The 21,778-nt window shown below is 56.6% G+C and carries 19 protein-coding genes and 1 tRNA gene; 8 read left to right on the top strand and 12 right to left on the bottom strand.

Annotation, left to right across the window (positions count from 1 at the left end; genetic code table 11):
* On the top strand, positions 1 to 899 hold an 899-nt coding region (locus tag G403_RS0119375), incomplete at its 5' end, for a reverse transcriptase domain-containing protein (protein WP_027855458.1).
* Between the two features lie 219 nt (positions 900 to 1,118).
* Here G403_RS0119375 and G403_RS0119370 read toward each other — a convergent pair.
* A tRNA-Tyr gene (locus tag G403_RS0119370) sits at positions 1,119 to 1,202 on the bottom strand.
* Between the two features lie 405 nt (positions 1,203 to 1,607).
* Between G403_RS0119370 and nrdA the strand changes: the two genes are divergently transcribed.
* From nrdA to yfaE, 3 genes are all read left to right on the top strand, one after another.
* A complete protein-coding gene (gene nrdA / locus G403_RS0119365; protein ID WP_027855457.1) occupies positions 1,608 to 3,872 on the top strand; it encodes a class 1a ribonucleoside-diphosphate reductase subunit alpha in 2,265 nt (754 codons plus the stop codon).
* A gap of 93 nt (positions 3,873 to 3,965) precedes the next feature.
* Positions 3,966 to 5,096, top strand: coding sequence for a class Ia ribonucleoside-diphosphate reductase subunit beta (gene nrdB, locus G403_RS0119360; protein ID WP_027855456.1), 1,131 nt, complete (start codon positions 3,966 to 3,968; stop codon positions 5,094 to 5,096).
* Positions 5,097 to 5,110: 14 nt separating this feature from the next.
* Positions 5,111 to 5,377, top strand: coding sequence for a class I ribonucleotide reductase maintenance protein YfaE (gene yfaE / locus G403_RS0119355; protein WP_027855455.1), 267 nt, complete (start codon positions 5,111 to 5,113; stop codon positions 5,375 to 5,377).
* 527 nt (positions 5,378 to 5,904) lie between these two features.
* Here yfaE and nth read toward each other — a convergent pair.
* The 11 genes from nth to cysD all read right to left on the bottom strand — a co-directional run bounded on the left by nth (position 5,905) and on the right by cysD (position 17,455).
* Positions 5,905 to 6,546, bottom strand: a complete 642-nt coding sequence (gene nth / locus G403_RS0119350; protein WP_027855454.1) for an endonuclease III — start codon at positions 6,544 to 6,546, stop codon at positions 5,905 to 5,907.
* Positions 6,547 to 6,570: 24 nt separating this feature from the next.
* Positions 6,571 to 7,527 (bottom strand): sensor domain-containing diguanylate cyclase, encoded by a 957-nt coding sequence (locus G403_RS0119345; protein ID WP_027855453.1) that lies wholly within the window; start codon positions 7,525 to 7,527, stop codon positions 6,571 to 6,573.
* Entirely contained in the window at positions 7,527 to 8,531 is a 1,005-nt protein-coding gene (locus G403_RS0119340) for a response regulator (RefSeq protein WP_245578404.1), read from the bottom strand. The genes G403_RS0119345 and G403_RS0119340 overlap by 1 nt, the downstream gene beginning before the upstream one ends.
* A gap of 144 nt (positions 8,532 to 8,675) precedes the next feature.
* Entirely contained in the window at positions 8,676 to 9,377 is a 702-nt protein-coding gene (locus tag G403_RS0119335) for an electron transport complex subunit E (RefSeq protein WP_027855451.1), read from the bottom strand.
* Entirely contained in the window at positions 9,374 to 10,030 is a 657-nt protein-coding gene (gene rsxG, locus G403_RS23995) for an electron transport complex subunit RsxG (protein WP_036234689.1), read from the bottom strand. The genes G403_RS0119335 and rsxG overlap by 4 nt, the downstream gene beginning before the upstream one ends.
* Positions 10,030 to 11,085, bottom strand: coding sequence for an electron transport complex subunit RsxD (gene rsxD / locus G403_RS0119325; protein ID WP_027855450.1), 1,056 nt, complete (start codon positions 11,083 to 11,085; stop codon positions 10,030 to 10,032). The genes rsxG and rsxD overlap by 1 nt, the downstream gene beginning before the upstream one ends.
* 25 nt (positions 11,086 to 11,110) lie before the next feature.
* Entirely contained in the window at positions 11,111 to 13,453 is a 2,343-nt protein-coding gene (gene rsxC / locus G403_RS0119320; RefSeq protein WP_027855449.1) for an electron transport complex subunit RsxC, read from the bottom strand.
* Entirely contained in the window at positions 13,450 to 14,049 is a 600-nt protein-coding gene (gene rsxB, locus G403_RS0119315; RefSeq protein WP_027855448.1) for an electron transport complex subunit RsxB, read from the bottom strand. Before rsxB ends, rsxC begins: the two co-directional genes overlap by 4 nt.
* A 12-nt stretch (positions 14,050 to 14,061) precedes the next feature.
* Complete coding sequence (rsxA, locus tag G403_RS0119310) at positions 14,062 to 14,643, bottom strand: electron transport complex subunit RsxA (protein ID WP_027855447.1); 582 nt, start codon at positions 14,641 to 14,643, stop codon at positions 14,062 to 14,064.
* A 128-nt stretch (positions 14,644 to 14,771) separates the two neighbouring features.
* On the bottom strand, positions 14,772 to 16,466 hold the full coding sequence (gene cysN, locus G403_RS0119305) for a sulfate adenylyltransferase subunit CysN (RefSeq protein ID WP_027855446.1): 1,695 nt from the start codon (positions 16,464 to 16,466) through the stop codon (positions 14,772 to 14,774).
* 71 nt (positions 16,467 to 16,537) lie between these two features.
* On the bottom strand, positions 16,538 to 17,455 hold the full coding sequence (gene cysD / locus G403_RS0119300) for a sulfate adenylyltransferase subunit CysD (protein WP_027855445.1): 918 nt from the start codon (positions 17,453 to 17,455) through the stop codon (positions 16,538 to 16,540).
* 284 nt (positions 17,456 to 17,739) lie between these two features.
* On the opposite strand from cysD, the gene G403_RS0119295 reads away from it, so the two are divergent.
* From G403_RS0119295 to G403_RS0119280, 4 genes are all read left to right on the top strand, one after another.
* The gene (locus tag G403_RS0119295; RefSeq protein ID WP_027855444.1) at positions 17,740 to 18,525 is read left to right on the top strand and encodes a sulfite exporter TauE/SafE family protein; all 786 of its coding nucleotides are present in this window, start codon (positions 17,740 to 17,742) and stop codon (positions 18,523 to 18,525) included.
* Positions 18,526 to 18,599: 74 nt separating this feature from the next.
* Positions 18,600 to 20,258, top strand: a complete 1,659-nt coding sequence (locus G403_RS0119290; protein WP_027855443.1) for a nitrite/sulfite reductase — start codon at positions 18,600 to 18,602, stop codon at positions 20,256 to 20,258.
* On the top strand, positions 20,242 to 20,724 hold the full coding sequence (locus tag G403_RS0119285; protein ID WP_027855442.1) for a DUF934 domain-containing protein: 483 nt from the start codon (positions 20,242 to 20,244) through the stop codon (positions 20,722 to 20,724). The genes G403_RS0119290 and G403_RS0119285 overlap by 17 nt, the downstream gene beginning before the upstream one ends.
* Positions 20,725 to 20,741: 17 nt before the next feature.
* Positions 20,742 to 21,365: a phosphoadenosine phosphosulfate reductase domain-containing protein gene (locus G403_RS0119280; protein WP_027855441.1), complete on the top strand. Its 624-nt coding sequence runs from the start codon at positions 20,742 to 20,744 to the stop codon at positions 21,363 to 21,365.
* Positions 21,366 to 21,778: the final 413 nt, after the last annotated feature.

Raw genomic sequence — 21,778 nt, 5'->3', positions numbered from 1 at the left:
GGTCCTACATGGAAGAGGGGCGCCGTTGGGTGGTCGATATCGATCTGGAAAAGTTCTTCGACCGGGTCAACCACGACATCCTGATGTCGCGGTTGGCGCGTCGGATCACGGACAAACGTCTCCTGAAACTGCTCCGTGCCTATTTAGAGGCCGGGATCATGGAGGGAGGTGTTGTGACGGCACGGCAGGAAGGTACGCCCCAGGGTGGCCCTCTCTCACCTTTGCTGTCCAATATCCTGTTGACGGATCTGGATCGAGAGCTGGAACGGCGGGGCCACCGGTTCTGCCGGTACGCGGACGACTGCAACATCTACGTGAAAAGCCGGAAGGCGGGAGAGCGTGTTCTTGCTTCATTGACCGATTATCTTGAGCGCCGACTCAAGCTTCGCGTCAATCGTGATAAGAGTGCGGTTGATCGACCTTGGAACAGGAGTTTTCTGGGCTATAGCGTGGATAATCGCACGCGGAATATCCGGCTCAAAGTGGCAGAGAAGTCGCTGAAGAGACTGAAGGCTACGATCAAGCAGGTGCTTCGCCGAGGTCGAGGACAGAGGATCTATCGGACGGTCGAGATACTGACCCCGAAACTGCGGGGCTGGATCAACTACTTCCGATATAGCGATGTGAAAGGGAGCTTCGAGGCGCTGGATGGCTGGATCCGCCGGCATCTGCGCAAAATCCTCTGGCGTCAATGGAAGCGGCCGTTCACCCGGGTCAAGATGCTGATGCGACTGGGTCTGTCTGAAGACAGGGCTTGGCGCAGTGCGACCAATGGGCGTGGTCCTTGGTGGAACTCGTGCGCCTCTCATTTGAATCAGGCGTTGCCGAAGAAGGTGTTTGATCGCATCGGACTGGTATCGCTGATGGATCAGTATCATCGGCTTAAATGTGTATCATGAACCGCCGTATGCGGAACCGCACGTACGGTGGTGTGAGAGGACGGAGGTCGCAAGACCTCCTCCTACCCGATCGGGAAGATTCCCGGATTGCGCTGCTTCGCAGCTCAACGTCGTCTCGCACTGCGTGCTCGGCTCGAACCACCTTCGGTGGTTCTCATCCACGAGTTATACCTTGCCTGAAGAGTGGGCGATTAACTCAGTGGAGAAAGCAATTTGGGATGGTGGTGAGGGGTGGATTCGAACCACCGAAGCTTTCGCGTCAGATTTACAGTCTGATCCCTTTGGCCACTCGGGAACCTCACCAGAGGGCGCGCATGATAGAGCTCGGAAGGCCGATTGTAAAGGGTAAAGATCAGGCTTTTGCAGGCTTTTTTGACATGCATAATTTTGTATAAAATTGGCTCTTCCATGAAAAAAATTCTACTGTATTCTGCCTTCCCGGCAGACCGCGTGATGCCTGTATTCTCTGCTGTCAGGTCGGGGTAGGGCAGTGATACGCACAAATTTCAAGTGTTGAAATCGGTACGCTACTCACTATATTTAGTGCTTTAAAATCGAAGCCGTACTAGATGTTGTGTTTCTGCTGATTTTTTCACCAATCGTAGCATGACGCATAACAGCGACAAAAAGCGGCCGTTCAAAAAACATCCAGCAGTTCCCCGCCGGGGCAGGTCGTCTGGGTGTCACAATATGGAAGGGATGAGCTAAATGCAGCAAGACCTGATGGTTACCAAACGTGACGGGCGGCGTGAGCCGATTGATCTGGAAAAAATTCATCGGGTCATCATCTGGGCCTCTGAAGGGTTGGAAAACGTCTCGGTATCTCAGGTTGAGCTCAGAGCCCACCTGCAGTTCTACGAGGGAATCAAGACCTCCGATATCCACGAGACACTGATCAAGTCAGCAGCTGATCTGATATCGGAGGATGCGCCGGATTACCAGTACCTGGCGGCCCGTCTGGCCATTTTCCATTTGCGCAAGCGCGCTTTTGGTAGCTTTGAGCCGCCCCACCTGTTCGATCATGTCGCCAAGATGGTGGAAGAGAAGCGGTATGACCGTCACTTGCTTACCGACTATTCCCGTGAAGAGCTGGATGAGCTGAACGCGTACCTGGCCCACGAGCGGGATATGAACTTCAGCTATGCGGCGGTCAAGCAGCTGGAAGGGAAGTATCTGGTACAAAACCGGGTCAGTGGCGAAGTCTACGAAAGCCCGCAGCTGCTCTACATGCTGGTGTCTGCCTGCCTGTTCTCCGGTTATCCGAAAGAGACGCGCCTGGATTACGTTAAGCGCTTCTATGATGCCACCTCCCAATTCAAACTGTCGCTGCCGACGCCGATCATGGCAGGTGTGCGTACGCCGACGCGTCAGTTCAGCTCCTGCGTACTGATTGAGACAGACGACAGCCTGGATTCCATCAATGCTACTGCCGCTGCGATCGTAAAATACGTATCTCAGCGTGCGGGTATCGGTATCAACGCGGGGCGTATACGCGCGCTGGGTAGCCCGATCCGCAACGGCGAGGCGTTTCATACCGGCTGTATCCCGTTCTACAAGCATTTCCAGACCGCGGTGAAGTCCTGCTCACAGGGTGGTGTACGTGGCGGTGCTGCAACGCTGTTCTACCCGATCTGGCACCTGGAAGTTGAATCCCTGCTGGTGCTCAAGAACAACCGCGGGGTGGAGGAAAACCGCGTACGGCATATCGATTATGGCGTACAGATTAACAAGCTGATGTATCAGCGCATGATCAAGGGCGAGAGCATCACGCTGTTCAGCCCGCACGAAGTGCCGGGGCTGTATGAGGCCTTCTTCGCCGATCAGGATGAGTTCGAGCGTCTCTACGTTCAGTACGAGCAGGACCCCAACATCCGCAAGAAGACCATGAAAGCGGTGGAGCTGTTCGGTTTGCTGGCCTCTGAACGTGCGTCTACCGGTCGTATCTACGTGCAGAACGTGGATCACTGCAATACCCACAGCCCCTTCGACCCGAAGGTCGCTCCGGTTAAGCAGTCCAACCTGTGTCTGGAGATCGCGCTGCCTACCAAGCCTTTGAAGGATGTAAACGATCCGGATGGTGAGATCGCGCTGTGTACCTTGTCCGCCTTTAACCTGGGCGCGCTGGAGAACCTGGACGAACTCGAAAATCTGGCGGATCTGATTGTGCGTGCGCTGGACAGCCTGCTTGACTACCAGGATTACCCGGTGCCGGCAGCCTATAACGCGACCATGAACCGACGCACACTGGGCGTGGGCGTAACCAACTTTGCTTACTACCTGGCCAAACACGGTGTGCGTTACTCCGATGGTTCCGCCAACGGGTTGGTGCATCGAACCTTTGAGGCGATTCAGTACTATCTGCTGAAGGCATCCAATGCGCTGGCCAAGGAGATGGGCCCCTGTCCGAAGTTCAACGAGACCACCTATGCTCAGGGATTGCTGCCCATCGATACCTACAAGCGCGATGTGGATGATTTCTGCGAGGAACCTCTGCACTACTTCTGGGAAACTCTGCGTGAGGATATCCGCGAGTTTGGCCTGCGCAATAGTACGCTGACGGCCCTGATGCCCTGTGAAACCTCCTCGCAGATTACCAACTCCACCAACGGTATCGAGCCGCCTCGCGGGTTTGTATCGGTGAAGTCGAGTAAAGATGGGGTGATGAAGCAGGTTGTGCCTGAGTATCTGCGCCTGCGGGATGACTATGAGTTGCTCTGGTCGATTCCGAACAACGACGGGTATCTCCAGCTGGTGGGTATCATGCAGAAGTTTGTCGATCAGTCGATTTCGGCCAACACCAACTACGACCCGACCAAGTTCCCGGGCGAAAAGGTGCCGATGAAGCAGCTGCTCAAAGATCTGCTTACAGCCTATAAATACGGTGTTAAGACGCTCTACTATCACAATACCCGGGATGGTGCGAAGGATTCGCACGACGATATGGGTTGTGAAGGCGGCGCCTGCAAGCTCTGATTTAGGCTTTAGTCCAAGTTATTGATTTATATCTCCCCTGGCCTCGGTCTGAGGGCAGGGGGTGTACCGTGCTTTTGCATTCAGGAAACGTGAATGGCCTACTCCACTTTCAGTTCGAGCGATCATGACGCCACCCGTGAACCGATGTTCTTCGGCCGTAATGTGAACGTGGCCCGTTATGACAAGCAGAAATACCCGATTTTCGAAAAGCTGATCGAAAAACAGCTATCGTTTTTCTGGCGTCCTGAAGAGGTTGATCTCAGTACCGACCGCAAAGACTTCCAGAAGATGCCGGAGCATGAGCGGCATATCTTTCTGAGTAACCTCAAGTACCAGACGTTGCTGGACTCTGTGCAGGGGCGCTCCCCGAATGTGGCTTTCCTGCCGGTGGTTTCACTGCCCGAGCTGGAAACCTGGTTTGAGACCTGGGCGTTCAGTGAGACCATTCACAGCCGTTCCTATACCCATATCATCCGGAATATCGTCACCGAGCCGTCTGCTGTGTTCGACCAGATTGTGACCAATCCGGAAATTGTGCGCCGCGCTGAATCGGTTACCCGCCTGTACGATGAGTTTATTGAGCTGGTAAATATCTACACGGTGCTGGGGCCCGGTGTTCACCAGGTAGAGGGGCGCAGCCTGGACGCTACTCTCTACAATCTGAAGCGAACGCTTTACCTGACGCTGGTATCGGTCAATGTGCTTGAGGCGATCCGCTTTTATGTCAGCTTTGCCTGCTCCTTCGCGTTTGCCGAACGAGCAATCATGGAGGGGAATGCCAAGATCATTCGTCTGATCGCCCGTGATGAGGCGCTGCACCTGACCGGTACTCAGCATATGCTGAATCTGATGAAAGCCGGTACCGATGATCCTGAGTTCAAGGAGATTGCGAAGGAGTGCGAGGCGGACGTTTACCGGATCTTCAAGGAAGCGGCGCAGCAGGAGAAGGACTGGGCTGAATACCTGTTCAGCGAAGGCTCTATGATTGGTCTGAATGCACGCATTCTGGGCGATTATGTTGAGTACATTACCAACGTTCGGATGAAGGCATTAGGCCTGGAGGAGATCTTCCCGGCACGTCAGAATCCGTTGCCCTGGATGAATGCCTGGCTGGTCAGTGACAACGTACAGGTTGCCCCTCAGGAGTCGGAAATCAGCTCGTACCTGGTCGGTCAGATCGACAACGACGTCGATTCCGATGACTTCGATGGCTTTGACCTGTAGGAACGCGTCGACCCATGTCCGGTATCCCCAGAATCAAGGTCAGTAACTATCACACGTTTTACTACCAGTATGAGTTTTCTCTGCTGGACGCCCTCGAGGCCCAGGAGATACCCGCCCCCTATAATTGCAGGGGCGGCTACTGTGGCTGCTGTAAAGTACGCTTGCTTGATGGAGAAGTGGAGCCGGTCCAGGATAGCCTGGTTGATTTAGGTGATGACGAAGTGCTGGCATGTTGTTGCCGGCCTGCCAGTCACATTGAGATCGAGATTCCTGACAGTTAGCGCCATCGCGCCCTCAATATTCTTTTCCACAAGCGGGTGACGTCCTGTTGCCTGCTGTGGAAAATTGCGTATTCCTGTTTATATCAATATCGTAACTTTATGATTTTGTAGGCAATTAGCATCGATTTGATGTTTGAGGTTGAGGCGGCAGAACGTCTCTGTGGCGTTATCTTCCAGGCCTGAGCAAACTTTCATCCACCAATTCATGCACAGCTGGCCTGCAGGACGTCAGGGGTGTTGATACTGCGTGTCTGAGTGGATTTATTATTTCCCTTGGTAATTAAAAGGGAATTGTTTATCCACTGCACGACTCTCACGCGACTAAAAAACTTTTAGTCAAGTCTTGATTTTGTCGAACAAATCGTATTTAAATATAAAAAACAATGACTTAGAAAACATTGGCCAAGAACGCGACAGTTTGTTGTAAAGCCAGTAATCATGCTGCCAAGCGCCATTTTCTCAGCTGTTAATCACAGATCTATCCACAGAATCTGGGTATAACTGGAGCTGCTCTCTATCGATCGAAATCAGTCGACGTAGTCACTCTTCTCTTTGTACTCACACAGGTCCTCAATGATGCAGGCACCACAGCGCGGTTTACGTGCGGTACAGACGTAGCGTCCATGAAGGATCAGCCAGTGGTGAGCGTCCTGAAGAAACTCCTTGGGAATAAAGCGTAGCAGCTTCTTCTCGACCTCCAGCACGGTTTTACCCGGTGCGATTCGTGTTCGGTTTGATACACGGAAAATATGGGTGTCCACTGCCATGGTCGGTTCGCCAAAGGCTGTGTTGAGTACCACGTTGGCTGTTTTGCGCCCGACGCCCGGTAGCTTTTCCAGCGCTTCGCGCGAGCTAGGAACCTCTCCGTCATGCAATTCAATCAGTGCACGACAGGTTTTAATTACGTTCTCAGCCTTACTGTTGTAGAGGCCGATGGTCTTAATGTACTCCTTGAGCCCCTCGACCCCCAGGCCGAGGATTGCGTCCGGCGTATTAGCGACCGGGTAGAGTCTCGCGGTTGCCTTATTGACGCCTACGTCGGTGGCTTGGGCCGATAGAATAACGGCGATCAGCAGCTCGAAGGGGGTGGTGTAGTTAAGCTCGGTGGTCGGATTCGGGTTTTGCTCCCGCAGTCGGGAGAAGATCTCGTGTCGTTTGGCCGCATTCATCGGGGGTCGGGTCGATCGAAAGAGTTAGCTGATGGTGGTCTGGTTACGACCATTCTGTTTGGAGTGGTACAGGGCTTCATCGGCACGGCTCAGCCAGCCGGTATGCTCACCGTTCTCACCCGAGGCCTCGGCAATGCCCAGGCTGATTGTGAACTGGATACGCTCGCCTTCGTGGACCACGACGGTATTCTGTGCGGCCTTTCGGAGACGTTCCGCCAGTATCTCGGCCCGGTCCGCCGGGGTATCCGGCAGAAGGATACCAAACTCTTCACCGCCGTAGCGTCCGGGGGTGTCGGTGGAACGGGTGTGTTCGCGGATCAGTTCCGCTAACCGGCGTATTGCCTCATCTCCGGCCGGGTGCCCGAAGGTATCATTAATCTGCTTGAAATGGTCGATATCGAGCATGATCAGGCTGCTGGTGTTGCCGCTGCGCAGGAAGCGGTCATGTTCATGCTCCAGGCACTCTTCCCAATATCCCCGGTTAAACAGGCCGGTCAGGCGGTCGGTGCGGCTGAGTCGGCTGAGCTCCTGATTCGCCACCTCCAGGTCCAGGTGGCTCATCGCCGCATCGGTCATGTCATAGATCAGAACGCCCACATGGCGAACGGTGCCGTCCGGTGATGTCAGCGGAATCAGCGTCACGTTCTGGTACATGTGATCCGCTTTGCCGGTAATCGGCCGGTCGGGTTTGAAATGGAACAGGTAGGGGCGCTCCTGCCAGGTGATAAAGGCACGGTTGCGAAGCATGAAAACAGTTTCAAGCTTACGCCGGAACCAGTCTTTGGGCAGTTCCGGAAACAGTTGAAACAGGTCCTGTTCGCGGACCTCGCTGTCGGTCCGTCCCGAGTGGTTTGCCATGAAGGTGTTCCAGAGGTGGATCTTGTGATCCTGATCCAGCACCACAAGGCCCACATCAAGGTTCTGCAGCAGTCCGATATGCCAGTGAAAGGCGTCGATACTCAGTGTCTGTTCCTGGCTCATTACAGATACCTGGTCCTTTCATTGAGAGCGTTGATCGAATCCTCGGTGAACAGGAGCAACAGGTTACAGCCAATATCGTAGCCTTCGATGCGGTATCCGACCTCGATGGACAGGGTTCGCTTCCACCGCTTGAGAACGTCGGTATCCGGCAGTCGGTAGTGTTTGCCCAGAACGACAGGCGCACCCTGGTTAAAGGTCACATCCAGCTGTTGGCCCAGCTCACCCAGATAGGCACTGATTAAGACGTTGGCGATGTCCATCAACATCTCCCGCTGCACCGCATCGGTGATCGGGCCATCAATTTTCATCAGGCGCGCCATATCTTCAAGGCTGTGTTGATCAAAGATCAGCAGAGCTTCGCCGGCAATGCCCGGGCCCAAAAAGCCCTGGCACAAGGTGCTGCTGATGGCGGATTCAACGCGTAATTGCTCGAGCAGGGCCGCGATCTCTTCGCATTCGATCAGCCGTACCCGTGGCACGGGTAGCTGAACAAAAACACCCAGGAGTTTGGCCAGGAGCTCAGCGGCGCGCCCCATGGCCACATTGGAAAGCTCCTGATAGTAGTCTTTTAGTTCCAGCGCCGTATCGGCGTGGGCCGTGCGTCCCAGCTCCTCTGGAGGCAAGGGTTCGAGCTCGTCGATCAAACCGTACTCGGAGAGGGCGTCACGCAGGATCTGGGCATCGATCGGCTTGCTGATAAAGCCCATGGCACCCAGGCCGATCACGCGTTCGCGGGCCTCTGCCTGAACATCACCGGAGACCACTATAACCAGCGTGGGCAGGTCTTGCGCGCGGATTCGTTCTAGCACCTGATAGCCGTCCATGATCGGCATATTCAAGTCGAGGAAAAGAAGGTGGCCTTTGCCGGCCCGGACCGCTTCGATCGCTTCCAGGCCATGATTGGCTTCCGTGATCTCCACGTTCCATTCCGCCAGAGAGCGCGCCATCTGCTTGCGAGCGAGGCGAGAATCATCACAAATTACGATCGGGATGGGCGCACTCACCATAACTCCTTGTTCGGTGTTGGCTTTCTTATAGTAACGTCGCGTGATTGAAACAATACGCCATTTGAATGGATAAAGTGGCCCGGGTCAAGGCTGCTCGTTAATTTCTTGAACAGCCTGAGACCAGAGCGGCTGCGGGGGGCTCTAGCCGGTAACCCGGACCCGTTTACTGCCTGCGGCCGGGGTTGCCGGTGCCGTTTTGCGGCGCGCTTCGGCACGCGCGTCAATCACATTTTTAAGTGCGATCAGCAAACCGAGCCCGACAAACGCGCCCGGCGGCAGAATGGCAAACAGAAAGCCATCGTAATTTTCCGCCAGCGTGAGGGTCCAGCTGCGAGCACTTTCGCCGAACAGCAGATGCATATTGGCGAAGATCGCGCCGGTGCCCAGCACTTCCCGGATTGCACCCAGCAGAACCAGAACGCTGGTGAAACCCAGGCTCATCATAAAGCCATCCAGCACCGACGCTGAGACCGGGTTCTTGGCCGCAAAGGCATCGGCCCGGCCCATGATGACGCAGTTGGTCACGATCAGCGGGATAAAAATACCGAGGATCAGGTAGAGCTCGTAAGTGAAGGCCTGCATCAACAGCTCAATGGCGGTTACGAAGGATGCGATGATCATCACGAAAATGGGGAGACGAACGGTTTCCGGCACCAGACGGCGGAATAGTGAGACCGTCAGGTTGGAGCTGGTCAGAACCAGGGTGCTGGCCAGGCCCAGGCCGATGGCGTTTACCACCGAGCTTGTCACCGCCAGCAGCGGGCATAAGCCCAGCAGTTGAACCAGCGCCGGGTTGTTATGCCAAAGCCCGTTCAGGGTGATTTTTCGGTAATCGATACTCATTGTGAAGCCCCCTCTGGCTGGCCGGTCTGCTCGGTCACCGGCGTGAGCAGTCGCGCCTTGTGAGCACGGAAATACTGGATGGCGCGTCCGGTGGCGTTAACCACAGCTCTGGGTGTAATGGTAGCACCGGTGAACTGATCGAACTGGCCACCATCCTTTTTTACCGCCCAGCTGTCATCGCCGGGTCCGCTCATCGTTTTGCCAACGAACCCGTTCAGCCAATCGGATTTGGACGGCTCTATCTTATCGCCCAGGCCCGGTGTCTCCTTGTGCGCCAGAACCCGTACGCCGGCCACCGTTTCATCGCGGTTAATACCCACCAGCAGTCGGATACCGCCGCTGTATCCGTCCGGTGCGACCACGGGCATGATAACGGTGCTAACCTGCCCATCAACTATGGCTTGCCAGGCATGGGCTGCATTGTCGAGCTCCAGCTCCGGTGCGTGGAAAGGCAGGCGATGCTCATGCAGTTGATCATCCACCGAGGGTGGCACAATCTGGTAGAGCGCTTTCGCTTCGGCTTCAGCAATGTTGGCGGCGATCCGTTCCTTGGTGGCGAGCTGGGTGACAGCGATAACGCCTGCCGTAACGATCGCGAATACGCCGATTCCCAGTGTGCTGCGCCGAACGGCCGAGAACATCTCCGTCATCATTAGCTCTTTCCTTTCATTCCGCGGTTGGCGCGTTTATGACCGTAGGTGCGCGGTTGGGTGTACTGATCGATAAAGGGAGCGCAGAGGTTCAGTAGCAGTACCGAGAACGCAACCGCATCCGGATAGTTGCCCCAGGTGCGAATGATGTAGATCAGCACACCGATGGCGGCTCCGTAGATGACCTTGCCCCGGTTGCTGGTGGCGGACGAAACCGGGTCGGTGACGATAAAGAAAGCACCGAGCATGGTAGCGCCGACGCCGAGGTGGACCACGGGGCTAACATAGTTATCCGGATCGAAACCGTAGAACATGCTGGCCATAAGGAACAGGGCAATCAGCATCGACAGCGGCGCATGCCAGGTGAATATCTTGCGCGATAGCAGGAATATGCCGCCCATGAACCAGGCCGCGCTGACGGCATACCAGGCTGCGACGCCGTTGATCAGCACATCGCTTTGGCGCCAGATCTCTTCGGTTGTCTGGCCCGCGCGGTGTTTCAGAACATCCAGCGGAGTTGCGCCGGTAAAGCTGTCATACCAGGTGGCTTCAACACTGCCAAAAATGACCTGAAGCGTCTCCAGCAAGCCGGCGACCTGCCATCCTTCGCCATTCTGGGTGATCGGGGAGGTCCAGCGAGTCATCTCCACCGGGAAGGAGACCAGTAGCAGTGCATAGGCGACCATGGCCGGATTGAACGGATTGTTCCCCAGGCCACCATAGAGCTGTTTTGCGATCACGATGGCGAAGAAAATGCCTGTCGCGGTAACCCACCAGGACGAAAACGGTGGAATCGCTACGGCCAGCAATACGGCGGTGACCAATGCGCTGCCGTCCTTGAGGAAAAAGCCCAGTGGCCGTTTACGCAGCTTGAGTATGGCCGCCTCGAAGCCAAGAGCCAGCACCGAGGCCAATGCGATCTGCACCAGCGTACCCCAGCCGAAGAAAACGGTCATCGCAAGGATACCGGGCAGGGTGGCAATCAGTACCAGGCGCATAACGTCGGCGGTACTGTTGGCCTTGGATACGTGAGGCGAACTCAGGTGTATCAGTGCCATGGGTCAGTGTTCCTGTGGCAATAGGTTATTCATACTGGCTCAGCGTCTGGTTCAGCGTTTCGGCTTTTTCCCGGGCCGCGACCAGATCCTGTTCGATGGTGCTGCGCTCGTCGTCGGATTCCGCTTTCGACAGAGCGCGCTCAGACTTGGTAACAGCGGCCCGCGCCATCGCCGCGTCGATGCGTAACTGCTTCAAATCGACGCCGTCTTTGGCCGCCGCTTCAATCTGAGCCTGCTCGGCTTTCTCAAAGGCGGCAGTGGCCTGATCAAAACGCTGTTTGAGGTCAGCCACTTCCTGTTCCAGGCGCGCCTTTTCCTCTGCATCCTCGCAACTATCCAGTGCAGTCTGAGATTTTTTGAGCTTGGTGCGCATGATTGAAACCTGCTGTTTCAGCGCTTTGGCATCAATCCCGCTCTCCGGGCTGTTTGGCTCCGGTTGCGGAGCGTTCTCGACAGCTGCAGGTGCACTGGTTTTCTGTGCAGCATCAAACGCCTGTTGAGCCTCACTGGCCTTCTGCTCAAGTGTTTCAACAGTCGCGCGCAGCTTGTCGATGCCATCTAATCCTTTGTCTTCAGCGCTCTTCAGTGCATCCTGGGCTTTCTTAAGTTTGGTGCGCGCCACGGCTGCGGCGACCTTCAGCTGCTTGAGTTGATCGTCACCACCGCCGCTGGGTGCCGGTGAGCCAGCCGACAGTGCCTGCTCTGCCGCTTCCGCTTTCTGACGGGCATCGTTGAGTGCCGCTTCCAGCTCCGCCAGGTTGTCGACGCTCGCTGCTGCACCTTCATCGTAGGCTTTCTGGGCCTTTTTGAGTTTGGTGCGTGCCACCGCCGCCGCCGTCTTCAGTTGCTTGATATCCGGGCTGGCGGATGCGGCCGGTGCCTCGCTGGCAGGTTGTTCTGCCTGAGCCTTGCGTTGCTCCTGAGCCTTGGCGGCTTCGGCTGCCCGTGCCTTGCGTTTAGCCTCTTTCTCTGCGGCCTCTCGCTCCAGGCGAGCCTGTCTTGCCTCGAAACGCTCTCGGGCATGATCCGCTTTCTGCTGCTCGCGCTCTTCAGTGCGGATTTCGGACTTGGCAAAGCGGTAGTACTGCACCAGAGGAATATTGCTGGGGCAGACATACGCGCAGGCACCGCACTCGATACAGTCAAACAGATTGTGGTTCTTGGCCTTATCGAACTCCCGGCCCTTGGAGAACCAGTAGAGTTGCTGGGGCAGCAGGTCCGCCGGACAGGCCTGTTCACACATGCCGCAACGGATACACGCTTGAGCCGGCGGTGCCGGTGGCATCTCCTGCTCGGTGGCCGCAATCAGGCAGTTGGTGGTTTTGATAACCGGTATCCGGTCGTTATCCACCGTAACGCCCATCATCGGGCCGCCCAATACCAGGCGTGCCAATGCTTCAGGACGCAGGTCACAGGCTTCCAGGAGGGTGCTGAACGGTGTGCCCAACAGGGTTTCCAGATTCTGTGGGTGCCGTACGGCATCGCCGGTAACGGTGACGATACGAGAGATCAAAGGCTCGCCGCGGTGAACGGCGCGGTACACAGCGCTGGTGGTGCCCACGTTCTGGCAGACAATACCGATGTCGGCGGGAATGCGGCCACTGGGGACTTCAATATCGGTCAGCAGCTTGATCAACTGCCGTTCGCCACCGGACGGGTACTTGGTGGGTACCACGATGACGTCAATGTTCAGGTCGCAGTGTTTCAGCGCGCTCTGCAGCGCGTGAATCGCGTTGGGTTTGTTATCTTCGATACCGATCAGGATATGGCTCGGACGCAGCAGGTGAGCGATGACTTCAATGCCGCCGATCACTTCATGGGCGCGCTCACGCATCAGCATATCGTCGGCAGTGATGTAGGGCTCACACTCTGCCGCATTGATGATCAGTGTATTGACGATATGGTCTTCGCTCAGGTGCAGTTTTACGTCCGTGGGAAAGCCGGCACCACCCATACCGGCGATACCGCTGCGGCGAATATGCTCGATCAGCTCCTGGCGGTTGAGTGCCTTATAGTCACCCAGGCCCTGATGTTCCACCCACTGCTCTTCACCATCGGGTTCGATCACGATGCATTCGGCGCTAAGCCCTGATGCATGAGGGATCGGGTAGGCCGCGATATCGACCACTATGCCGGATGTGGGCGCATGGATCGAAGCACTGATGCGTCCGATCGGTTCGGCAATCAGTTGTCCCTTGAGTACCCGGTCGCCCACCTTGACCAACGGGTCGGCGGGGCCGCCGATATGCTGCTGCATCGGTAGCACGAGCCGCGCCGGCAGAGGCGCTTTGCCAATGGGCGCGCGGCTTGACTGCTTTTTGTTCTCCGGCGGATGTACGCCGCCGTGGAATGCAAACACCTTGCTCATGAAACGCTCTCCGAAGCGGCAACGCCGCGGCCGCGATCAGTGGCGATCAGTTGCATGGGGCTCGGCGGTTCCGGCCACTTCCAGGTATTGGGTGTGGTTTCAATGGGAATCATGTCGATGCAGTCCACAGGGCAGGGCTCAACGCAGAGATCACACCCGGTGCACTCGCTGGCGATAACCGTATGCATCTGTTTGGCAGCGCCGAGGATGGCGTCCACCGGGCACGCTTGAATACATTTCGTGCAGCCGATGCACTCATCCTCGCGGATAAAGGCGACCGACTTGGGCTTTTCCTCACCGTGTTCGGCGTCCAGCGGCACCGCCTCTACATCGAGCAGATCGGCCAGCGCTTCAATGGTGCTTTGTCCACCCGGCGGGCACTTGTTGATCGCATCGCCATTGGCAATCGCTTCGGCATAGGGACGGCAGCCGGGATAACCGCACTGGCCGCACTGGGTCTGAGGCAGAATCGCGTCGATCTGATCGACGATGGGATTGCCCTCTACCCGAAAGCGGACCGAAGCAAATCCGAGCAGTGCCCCGAACAAAACGGCGAGAACAAACAGAACGATAATCGCTGTCAAAATGGTGCTCATGTCTACTCCCGATCAGAACTGAACCAGGCCGGTAAAGCCCATGAACGCCAATGACATCAAGCCCGCGGTCACCATACCGATCGCGGCGCCGCGGAAGGGGACGGGTACATCTGCGACAGCGACACGCTCGCGAATGGCTGAGAACAGCACCAGTGCGAGGGAGAAGCCGACCGCCGCGCCAAACCCGTACGCGATCGACTCGAAGAAGTCGTTCTGCTTCTTGATATTGAGCAGTGCAACGCCGAGGACCGCACAGTTGGTGGTAATCAGCGGCAGGAAAATCCCCAGTAGCTTGTAGAGCAGCGGACTGGTCTTGTGGACCACCATTTCGGTGAACTGCACCACCACCGCGATCACCAGAATAAACGAGATCGTCTGCAGATAGGTCAGGTCAAACGGTTTCAGCAGGTAGGTGTAGACCAGGTAACTGCAGACAGAGGATAGGGTCAGGACGAACGTGGTCGCCAGAGACATACCCATGGCGGTCTCAAGTTTGTTGGACACGCCCATGAACGGGCACAGTCCTAGAAACTGTACGAGAACAAAATTGTTGACCAGGACGGTACTGATCAATATCAGCAGAAAATCGGTCATATGCTTGCCTTAGCCGCGTGCCGCTGCATTAGACACTTTAGAAACAGCTGATTTTACCAATTTAACGGAACAGGGGTACAGCCTTGCCCGTGACAACGCCGACCCCTGTCAATATAACAGTCCGTCAATCAGACTTTTTCAGCTTGTACCAGCGCGTGAATCAAGGTGTCGATCTGGGTGCTCAGGTCCATACCGGCGTCCAGTGTCAGCTCGGCATCGCCCTGATAGGCGACCCGGAACGCGCCATCTACGGTCAGGTCGGTGATCACCAGGAAGCCCTGTCCGACCAGTACTTCGCTCAGCGCCTTGGCCGATCCGATACCCTCCGGCAGGCTGCTCTGCGCTACAACCAGTGGCATACGGCCGCGTTCGAACAGCCGCTTTTCAAGGGTGTAGAGCAGGCTGGCGCTCTGGTCGCCGGCATCAATGCTGATTACGCTGGCCTGCTGACCGAAACGACGCGCTCGCTCCTCGGCGGATACGGCCGGAGCCGTGTAGATGGAGTCGTCATCGTTGGCCAGGCTGTCGCCCAGAATCATGCCCGCCGCCACGGTCGCGTTGCTCAGTCGATCAACGACGATGAACGAGCCTGTACCGGCGTGCTGACGGTAGTCATCGGCCACCAGCGGACGCTCCACATCGATCTCCACCCGGGCGATCTCATTCAGACCCAGCGTAGCAGCCGGGGACTGCTGCAGGGTGTTGACGTCGATCCGGTGACGAATTGCAGTGACACTGCCTGCGCTGCGCGAGGCGGCCAGCTTGATGTCATAGGTACGGCCCGGCACCAGCTCCTGCTCGGCCATCCAGACCAGGTGAGCGTCGAAACGGCGGGTGACGTCCGGCTTGTGATGTTTGTGGACGATCATATCGCCACGGGAAACGTCTATCTCGTCTTCCAGTGTCAGGGTCACCGACATGGGCGGAAACGCTTCGGGCAGCTCACCATCGAAGGTAACAATCGACTTCACCTTGCTGGATTTGCCTGATGGCAGCACGGTCACCTCATCGCCCGGGCGCACAATACCCGCCGTCAGCGTTCCGCAGTAACCGCGGAAGTTGAGGTTGGGGCGGTTGACGTACTGGACCGGGAAACGCAGCGCTTCTGTGTTGATGTCGTTGGCGATCTCCACGTTTTCAAGCAGTGACATCAGCGGTTCGCCGTCGTACCAGGGCGTCTGCTCGGATACGTTGACCACGTTATCGCCCTTCAGTGCCGAGATCGGCGCGAAGTGGATGTCCGGCAGGTTGAGCTGCTCGGCAAACTGCAGGTATTCCGCCTTGATCTCCTCAAAGCGCTCCTGGCTGAAGTCCACCAGGTCCATCTTGTTGATGGCGACGATAGTGTGCTTGATACCCAGCAATGAGACGATAAAGCTGTGACGGCGGGTCTGTACCTGAACCCCGTGACGGGCATCGATCAGAATGATCGCCAGATCACAGGTGGACGCACCGGTGGCCATGTTGCGGGTGTACTGCTCGTGTCCCGGGGTGTCGGCAATGATGAATTTGCGCTTGGCGGTGGAGAAGTAGCGGTAGGCAACATCAATGGTGATGCCCTGTTCGCGCTCCGCCTGGAGACCATCAACCAGCAGTGCCAGGTCGATTTCTTCGCCGGTGGTACCGACTTTCTTGCTGTCGGACTGGATCGCGGCCAGCTGATCCTCATAGATCATCTTGGAGTCGTGCAGCAGGCGGCCGATCAGGGTGGATTTACCGTCGTCCACGCTGCCACAGGTCAGAAAGCGCAGCAGCTCCTTGTTTTCGTGCTGGTGCAGGTACGCTTCGATATCGTCGGCGATCAGTTCGGATTGGTGACTCATTTCTTTCTACTCTTAAAAAATCGGGTAAAGGCGCTTGGGTTTCGATCGACTCGCTGTTCGCGACAGGAGGATCAGAAATACCCCTCGATCTTCTTCTGCTCCATGGAGCCTGCGCTGTCGTGGTCGATGGCTCGTCCCTGGCGCTCCGACGTGGTGGTCAGCAGCATCTCCTGAATAATTTCAGGCAGAGTGTCCGCCTCGGACTCCACGGCACCGGTGAGCGGGTAGCAACCCAGCGTGCGGAATCGGATCGGCTTCATCATCGGTTCTTCGCCGTCCTTAAGCGGCAAACGATCATCATCGACCATGATCAACATGCCGTCGCGCTCGACCACAGGGCGCACCGCAGAGTAGTAGAGCGGTACGATGGGAATGCTCTCCAGATAGATGTACTGCCAGATATCCAGCTCGGTCCAGTTGGACAGCGGGAACACACGGATGCTCTCGCCCTTGTCGATACGGGTGTTGAAAATGTTCCAAAGCTCCGGGCGCTGGTTTTTCGGATCCCAGCGATGGTTCTTGTCACGGAAGGAGAAAACACGCTCTTTGGCACGGGACTTTTCCTCGTCACGACGGGCACCGCCGAAAGCTGCATCGAACTTGTACTTGTTCAACGCCTGCTTGAGCGACTGGGTCTTCATCACATCGGTGTGCTTGGCAGAACCATGGGTGAACGGGCCGATACCCATATCCACTCCTTCCTGGTTGATATGGACGATCAGGTCCATACCGGCTTCCTTAGCCATCTGGTCGCGGAAACGGATCATCTCCTTGAACTTCCAGGTGGTATCCACGTGCATCAGTGGGAATGGTGGTGTGCCGGGATAAAACGCTTTACGCGCCAGGTGCAGCATCACCGAAGAATCCTTACCGATAGAGTAGAGCATTACCGGGTTATCAAACTCCGCAGCCACTTCGCGGATGATGTGGATGCTCTCGGCCTCCAGCTGCTTCAGGTGGGTCAAACGGTGTTCCGGTAACTGGTTCATCATTCGGCTCTTCAAATCAAACTGATGGTGATAAAACGGCGAGGGGTCGCAGAATGCAGTGACGCCCACGATTTGCGACGAGATTATCGCTGACTTGATATAAAATCAAAAAGAATAAATAGAAATCTTTAAATACTTAGATGTTATAAGCGGTCATGCCGCCCACTTGATGGGTTATAGTTCAAAATGTGCTAATAAAATTCTTATTAATTATTTTGTGTTATAACTTGGCGCCGTTACCATGGGCGCCTAAATCGATATAGCCGGAGATAGGACGTCCGCATATGGAGTTCGCATATATAGTAGCTGGCCTGGTTGTAGGCGTGGTCGTTGGTCTGACCGGCATTGGCGGCGGCGCTCTGATGACACCGATTCTGATCGTGGTGTTCGGAATCCCGCCGTTTGTCGCGGTCAGTACGGATCTGCTGTATGCGGCGATCACCAAGTGTGGTGGCATCTATTCGTATGCGCGCAAACAGCTGGTGCAGTGGAAGATTGTCGGCTTTTTGCTGATGGGCTCGATTCCTGGCAGCCTGGTGACTCTGAATTACCTGGAGAGCCTGGATGGGCTTGAACAGATCGAGTATCTGATGAATCTGACACTGGGCTTTTCCCTGGTGCTGACCTCCATTGCGGTATTTTTGCGCGGTAAGATCCGTGATTTTGCGGCTTCACTGTCAGACAGCCCCATGACTAACCGCTTGCGCCGCTGGCGTCCGACCATTACGGTTGTCACCGGTTTTGCCCTGGGCGCTATGGTTACACTTTCTTCGGTAGGCGCGGGCGCACTGGGTACGGCTCTTTTGATCGTACTTTACCCACGCCTGACCATGCCGGCGATTGTCGGCACCGACCTGGTTCACGCTGTGGTTCTGACATCGGTGGCCGGTGCCGGCCACTATCAGCTCGGCGGTGTGGATCTGGAGTTGCTGGCGTTCCTGCTGATCGGTTCGCTGCCGGGGGTGTTCGTGGGAAGCCATGTGGGCGCTCGCCTGTCCCCGCGTGTGATGCAGCCAATCATGGGTTCGCTGCTGATGGCAATTGGCCTGCGCTTTGTGCTGGCCGCCTGAGCCGGATATTAATCTCCTGATATAAAAGAACCTCAAACTGTCCGGGTGTGGGCCCGGTTGAAGGTAGCCTAACAATGTACATTTATAACGAAGTCGATCAGAAGATCGTCGATGAGCGGGTCGAGCAGTTCCGCGACCAGACTCGGCGTTTTCTGGCCGGCGAACTGTCCGATGACGAGTTCCTGGCCCTGCGCCTGATGAATGGCCTGTATATCCAGCGTCATGCCCCGATGCTGCGTGTTGCCATTCCCTACGGCCTGATCTCTTCGCCGCAGTTGCGCAAACTGGCGCATATCGCGCGCACCTACGACAAGGGCTACGGGCATTTCACCACCCGTACCAATATTCAGTTCAACTGGCCGAAGCTGGAAGAGGTGCCCGATATTCTGGCAGAGCTGGCGCAGGTTCAGATGCACGCGATCCAGACCTCCGGTAACTGCATCCGTAATACCACCACGGACCAGTTCGCCGGAGTGACACCGGATGAGCTGGAAGATCCGCGCCCCTGGTGTGAGATTATCCGTCAGTGGTCCACGCTGCACCCGGAGTTCGCTTACCTGCCGCGTAAGTTCAAGATTGCGGTGACCGGCAGCCCACGCGACCGTGCAGCCTCACAGGTTCACGATATCGGCCTGCACCTGGTCAAGAATGATGCAGGCGAGATCGGATTCGAGGTTCTGGTCGGTGGCGGTCTGGGCCGTACTCCGGTGATCGGCAAGCAGATCCGTCCGTTCCTGGAGAAGAAAGATCTGCTCTCCTACCTGGAGGCGATCCTGCGCGTGTACAACCTCAAGGGGCGCCGCGACAACAAATACAAGGCACGTATCAAGATTCTGGTCGAAGCGATGGGGATCGATGCGTTCCGTGAAGAAGTTGAGGCGGAGTGGGCCAACATCCGTTCCAGCGAGCTGGAACTGACCGAGGTCGAGATTAATCGCGTGAAGAGCTTCTTCCAGCCGTTCGACTATGACGCTGAAGCGGGTAACGACACGACTCTGCAGCAGAAGCTTGATAGTGATGAAGCTTTCCGTGTCTGGTATGAGCGCAACACCCACAACCACAAGGTACCGGGTTACACCGCTGTTGTGGTGTCGCTTAAGCCGCAGCTGCAGCCGGCCGGTGATATCACCGATCTGCAACTGGACGTGGTAGCTGATCTGGCCGAGCAATACTCCTTCGGACAGGCGCGCTCCACCCACGAGCAGAACCTGGTGCTGGCTGACGTGAAAAATGCCGACCTGTACGCGGTCTGGCAGAAGCTCGCCGAGCACAACATGGCGCGCCCCAACATCGGCACGCTGACCGATATGATCGTCTGCCCGGGTTTCGATTTCTGTGCCCTGGCCAACGCCAAGACGCTGAATATCGCCGAGCAGATCAATCAGGCGTTCGACGATCTGGATTACCTCTACGATCTGGGCGAGATTCGCCTGAATATGTCGGGTTGCATCAACGCCTGTGGTCACCATCATGTCGGCGGCATCGGAATCCTCGGCGTCGATAAGAAAGGCGAAGACTGGTACCAGATCACCATCGGGGGTTCGGACCGCGAAGATGCCTCGCTGGGTAAGGTGCTCGGCAGAGCGGTAGCGGCCGATGAAGTGGCCGATACTCTGAAGAAGATCCTGGAAGCCTATGTTGAACAGCGCACCGAAGAGGAGCGTTTTGTTGATACCGTACGCCGCGTAGGCGTCGCCCCGTTCAAGGAGAAAGTCTATGCCGCTGCTCATTGATCGCAAGCTTGTAACCGACGACAGCTGGCAGCTGGTCGAAGAGGCCGACAGCCTGCCGCAAAGCGGCGATCTGCTGGTGCCGCTGGCGCTCTATCTGGAGCAGAAAGAGGCTTTGGACGCACATTCCGACCGCCTGGCGGTGAAGGTCAACGGTGATGATGACCTGACCCCGGTGCTGTCGGATCTGGAGCGCTTTCCGATGATCGCCATCGAGTTTCCCATCTTCCGCGATGGCCGCGGATTCTCCCTGGCGCGCATTCTGCGCAGGGCCGGATACAAAGGTGAGTTACGCGCGGTGGGTCAGCCTGCCCGCGACCAGCTCGGCTACATGGAGCGTTGCGGCATAAACGCCTTTGAATTCGATGATGAGAGCTATTCGGACGACTTCCTTAAGGCGTTCGACGAGATCAGCGTGCGTTATCAGGGCAGTGCGGACGATCCGCGTCCGATCTACCTTCAGAACTAAGAGCCGGGAGAACACCAATGAGTATCGATCTGGCCGCAGCCAACGCGGCTCTGGAAGGCAAAACACCGCAGGAGATCATCCAGTGGGGTTTGGAACAGGCTAAAAAACCGCTGGTGACCACCAACTTCCGTCCCTATGAGGCGGTGATCCTGCATATGGTCACTCAGCTCAAACCTGATATCCAGGTGCTTTGGGTGGATTCCGGCTATAACACGTCAGCCACCTACCGCTTCGCCGAGAAGGTGATCCAGGACCTGAACCTGAACGTGGTGACCTATATTCCTCAGATGACGGCCGCCCGGCGTAACGTGCTGATGAAAGGTATCCCGGAAGTGAATGACCCGCTGCATGAAGAGTTCACCCGTCAGGTCAAGCTGGAGCCGTTCCAGCGCGCGCTGGCCGAGCTTGGTCCGGACCTTTGGTTCAATGCGATCCGCAAGGATCAGACCGAGTTCCGTCAGTCGCTGGATGTGGTGACCGCCAGTAAAGATGGCGTGATCAAGGTCGCGCCGCTGTTCAACTGGAACGAAGCGCAGATGGAGGCCTATCTGGATCAGTACGGGCTGCCCAATGAGCACGATTACTTCGATCCGACCAAGGCACTGGAAACGCGGGAGTGTGGGCTGCATACTCAGCTCTAACGACCGCTTTTGCGCACAACTCGAACCGGGCTTGCATGGCGAGCCCGGTTTTTGTTTGGTGCGCCAGGCATGGCGCGTAGCGCCTTGACGGGCGCTGTTCCGACGCGCGTGGTGGCGGTCGGATGACTTGGAGGTGCAAGTCCTCTGTGGGCCCGGCAAGGGGAACCACTAGCCGAACGGCAAGGGTGTCCATCGCGAGGTGGAATCTGAAGGAAGCCGAAGGCAAAGCACTGGCCTGACGAATAGAAATCGCATACGAGGCGACGGCTGCGGGTGAGGAGTCCAATATCTTCAAAGCCCGGTACTTGCACGGAGCAGCGGTCGTAGATGCGGCAGGTATAAGTGTGAAGGTCACGTGTCTTACCCTGGGAGGTCTGCTCTCCTGCCATTGGCTACGACCGTCGCGAGGCGGT

It is taken from the genome of Marinobacterium litorale DSM 23545 (assembly GCF_000428985.1).
GTDB classification, from domain to species: domain Bacteria; phylum Pseudomonadota; class Gammaproteobacteria; order Pseudomonadales; family Balneatricaceae; genus Marinobacterium_D; species Marinobacterium_D litorale.
This window is presented reverse-complemented; position numbering and strand designations above follow the sequence as displayed.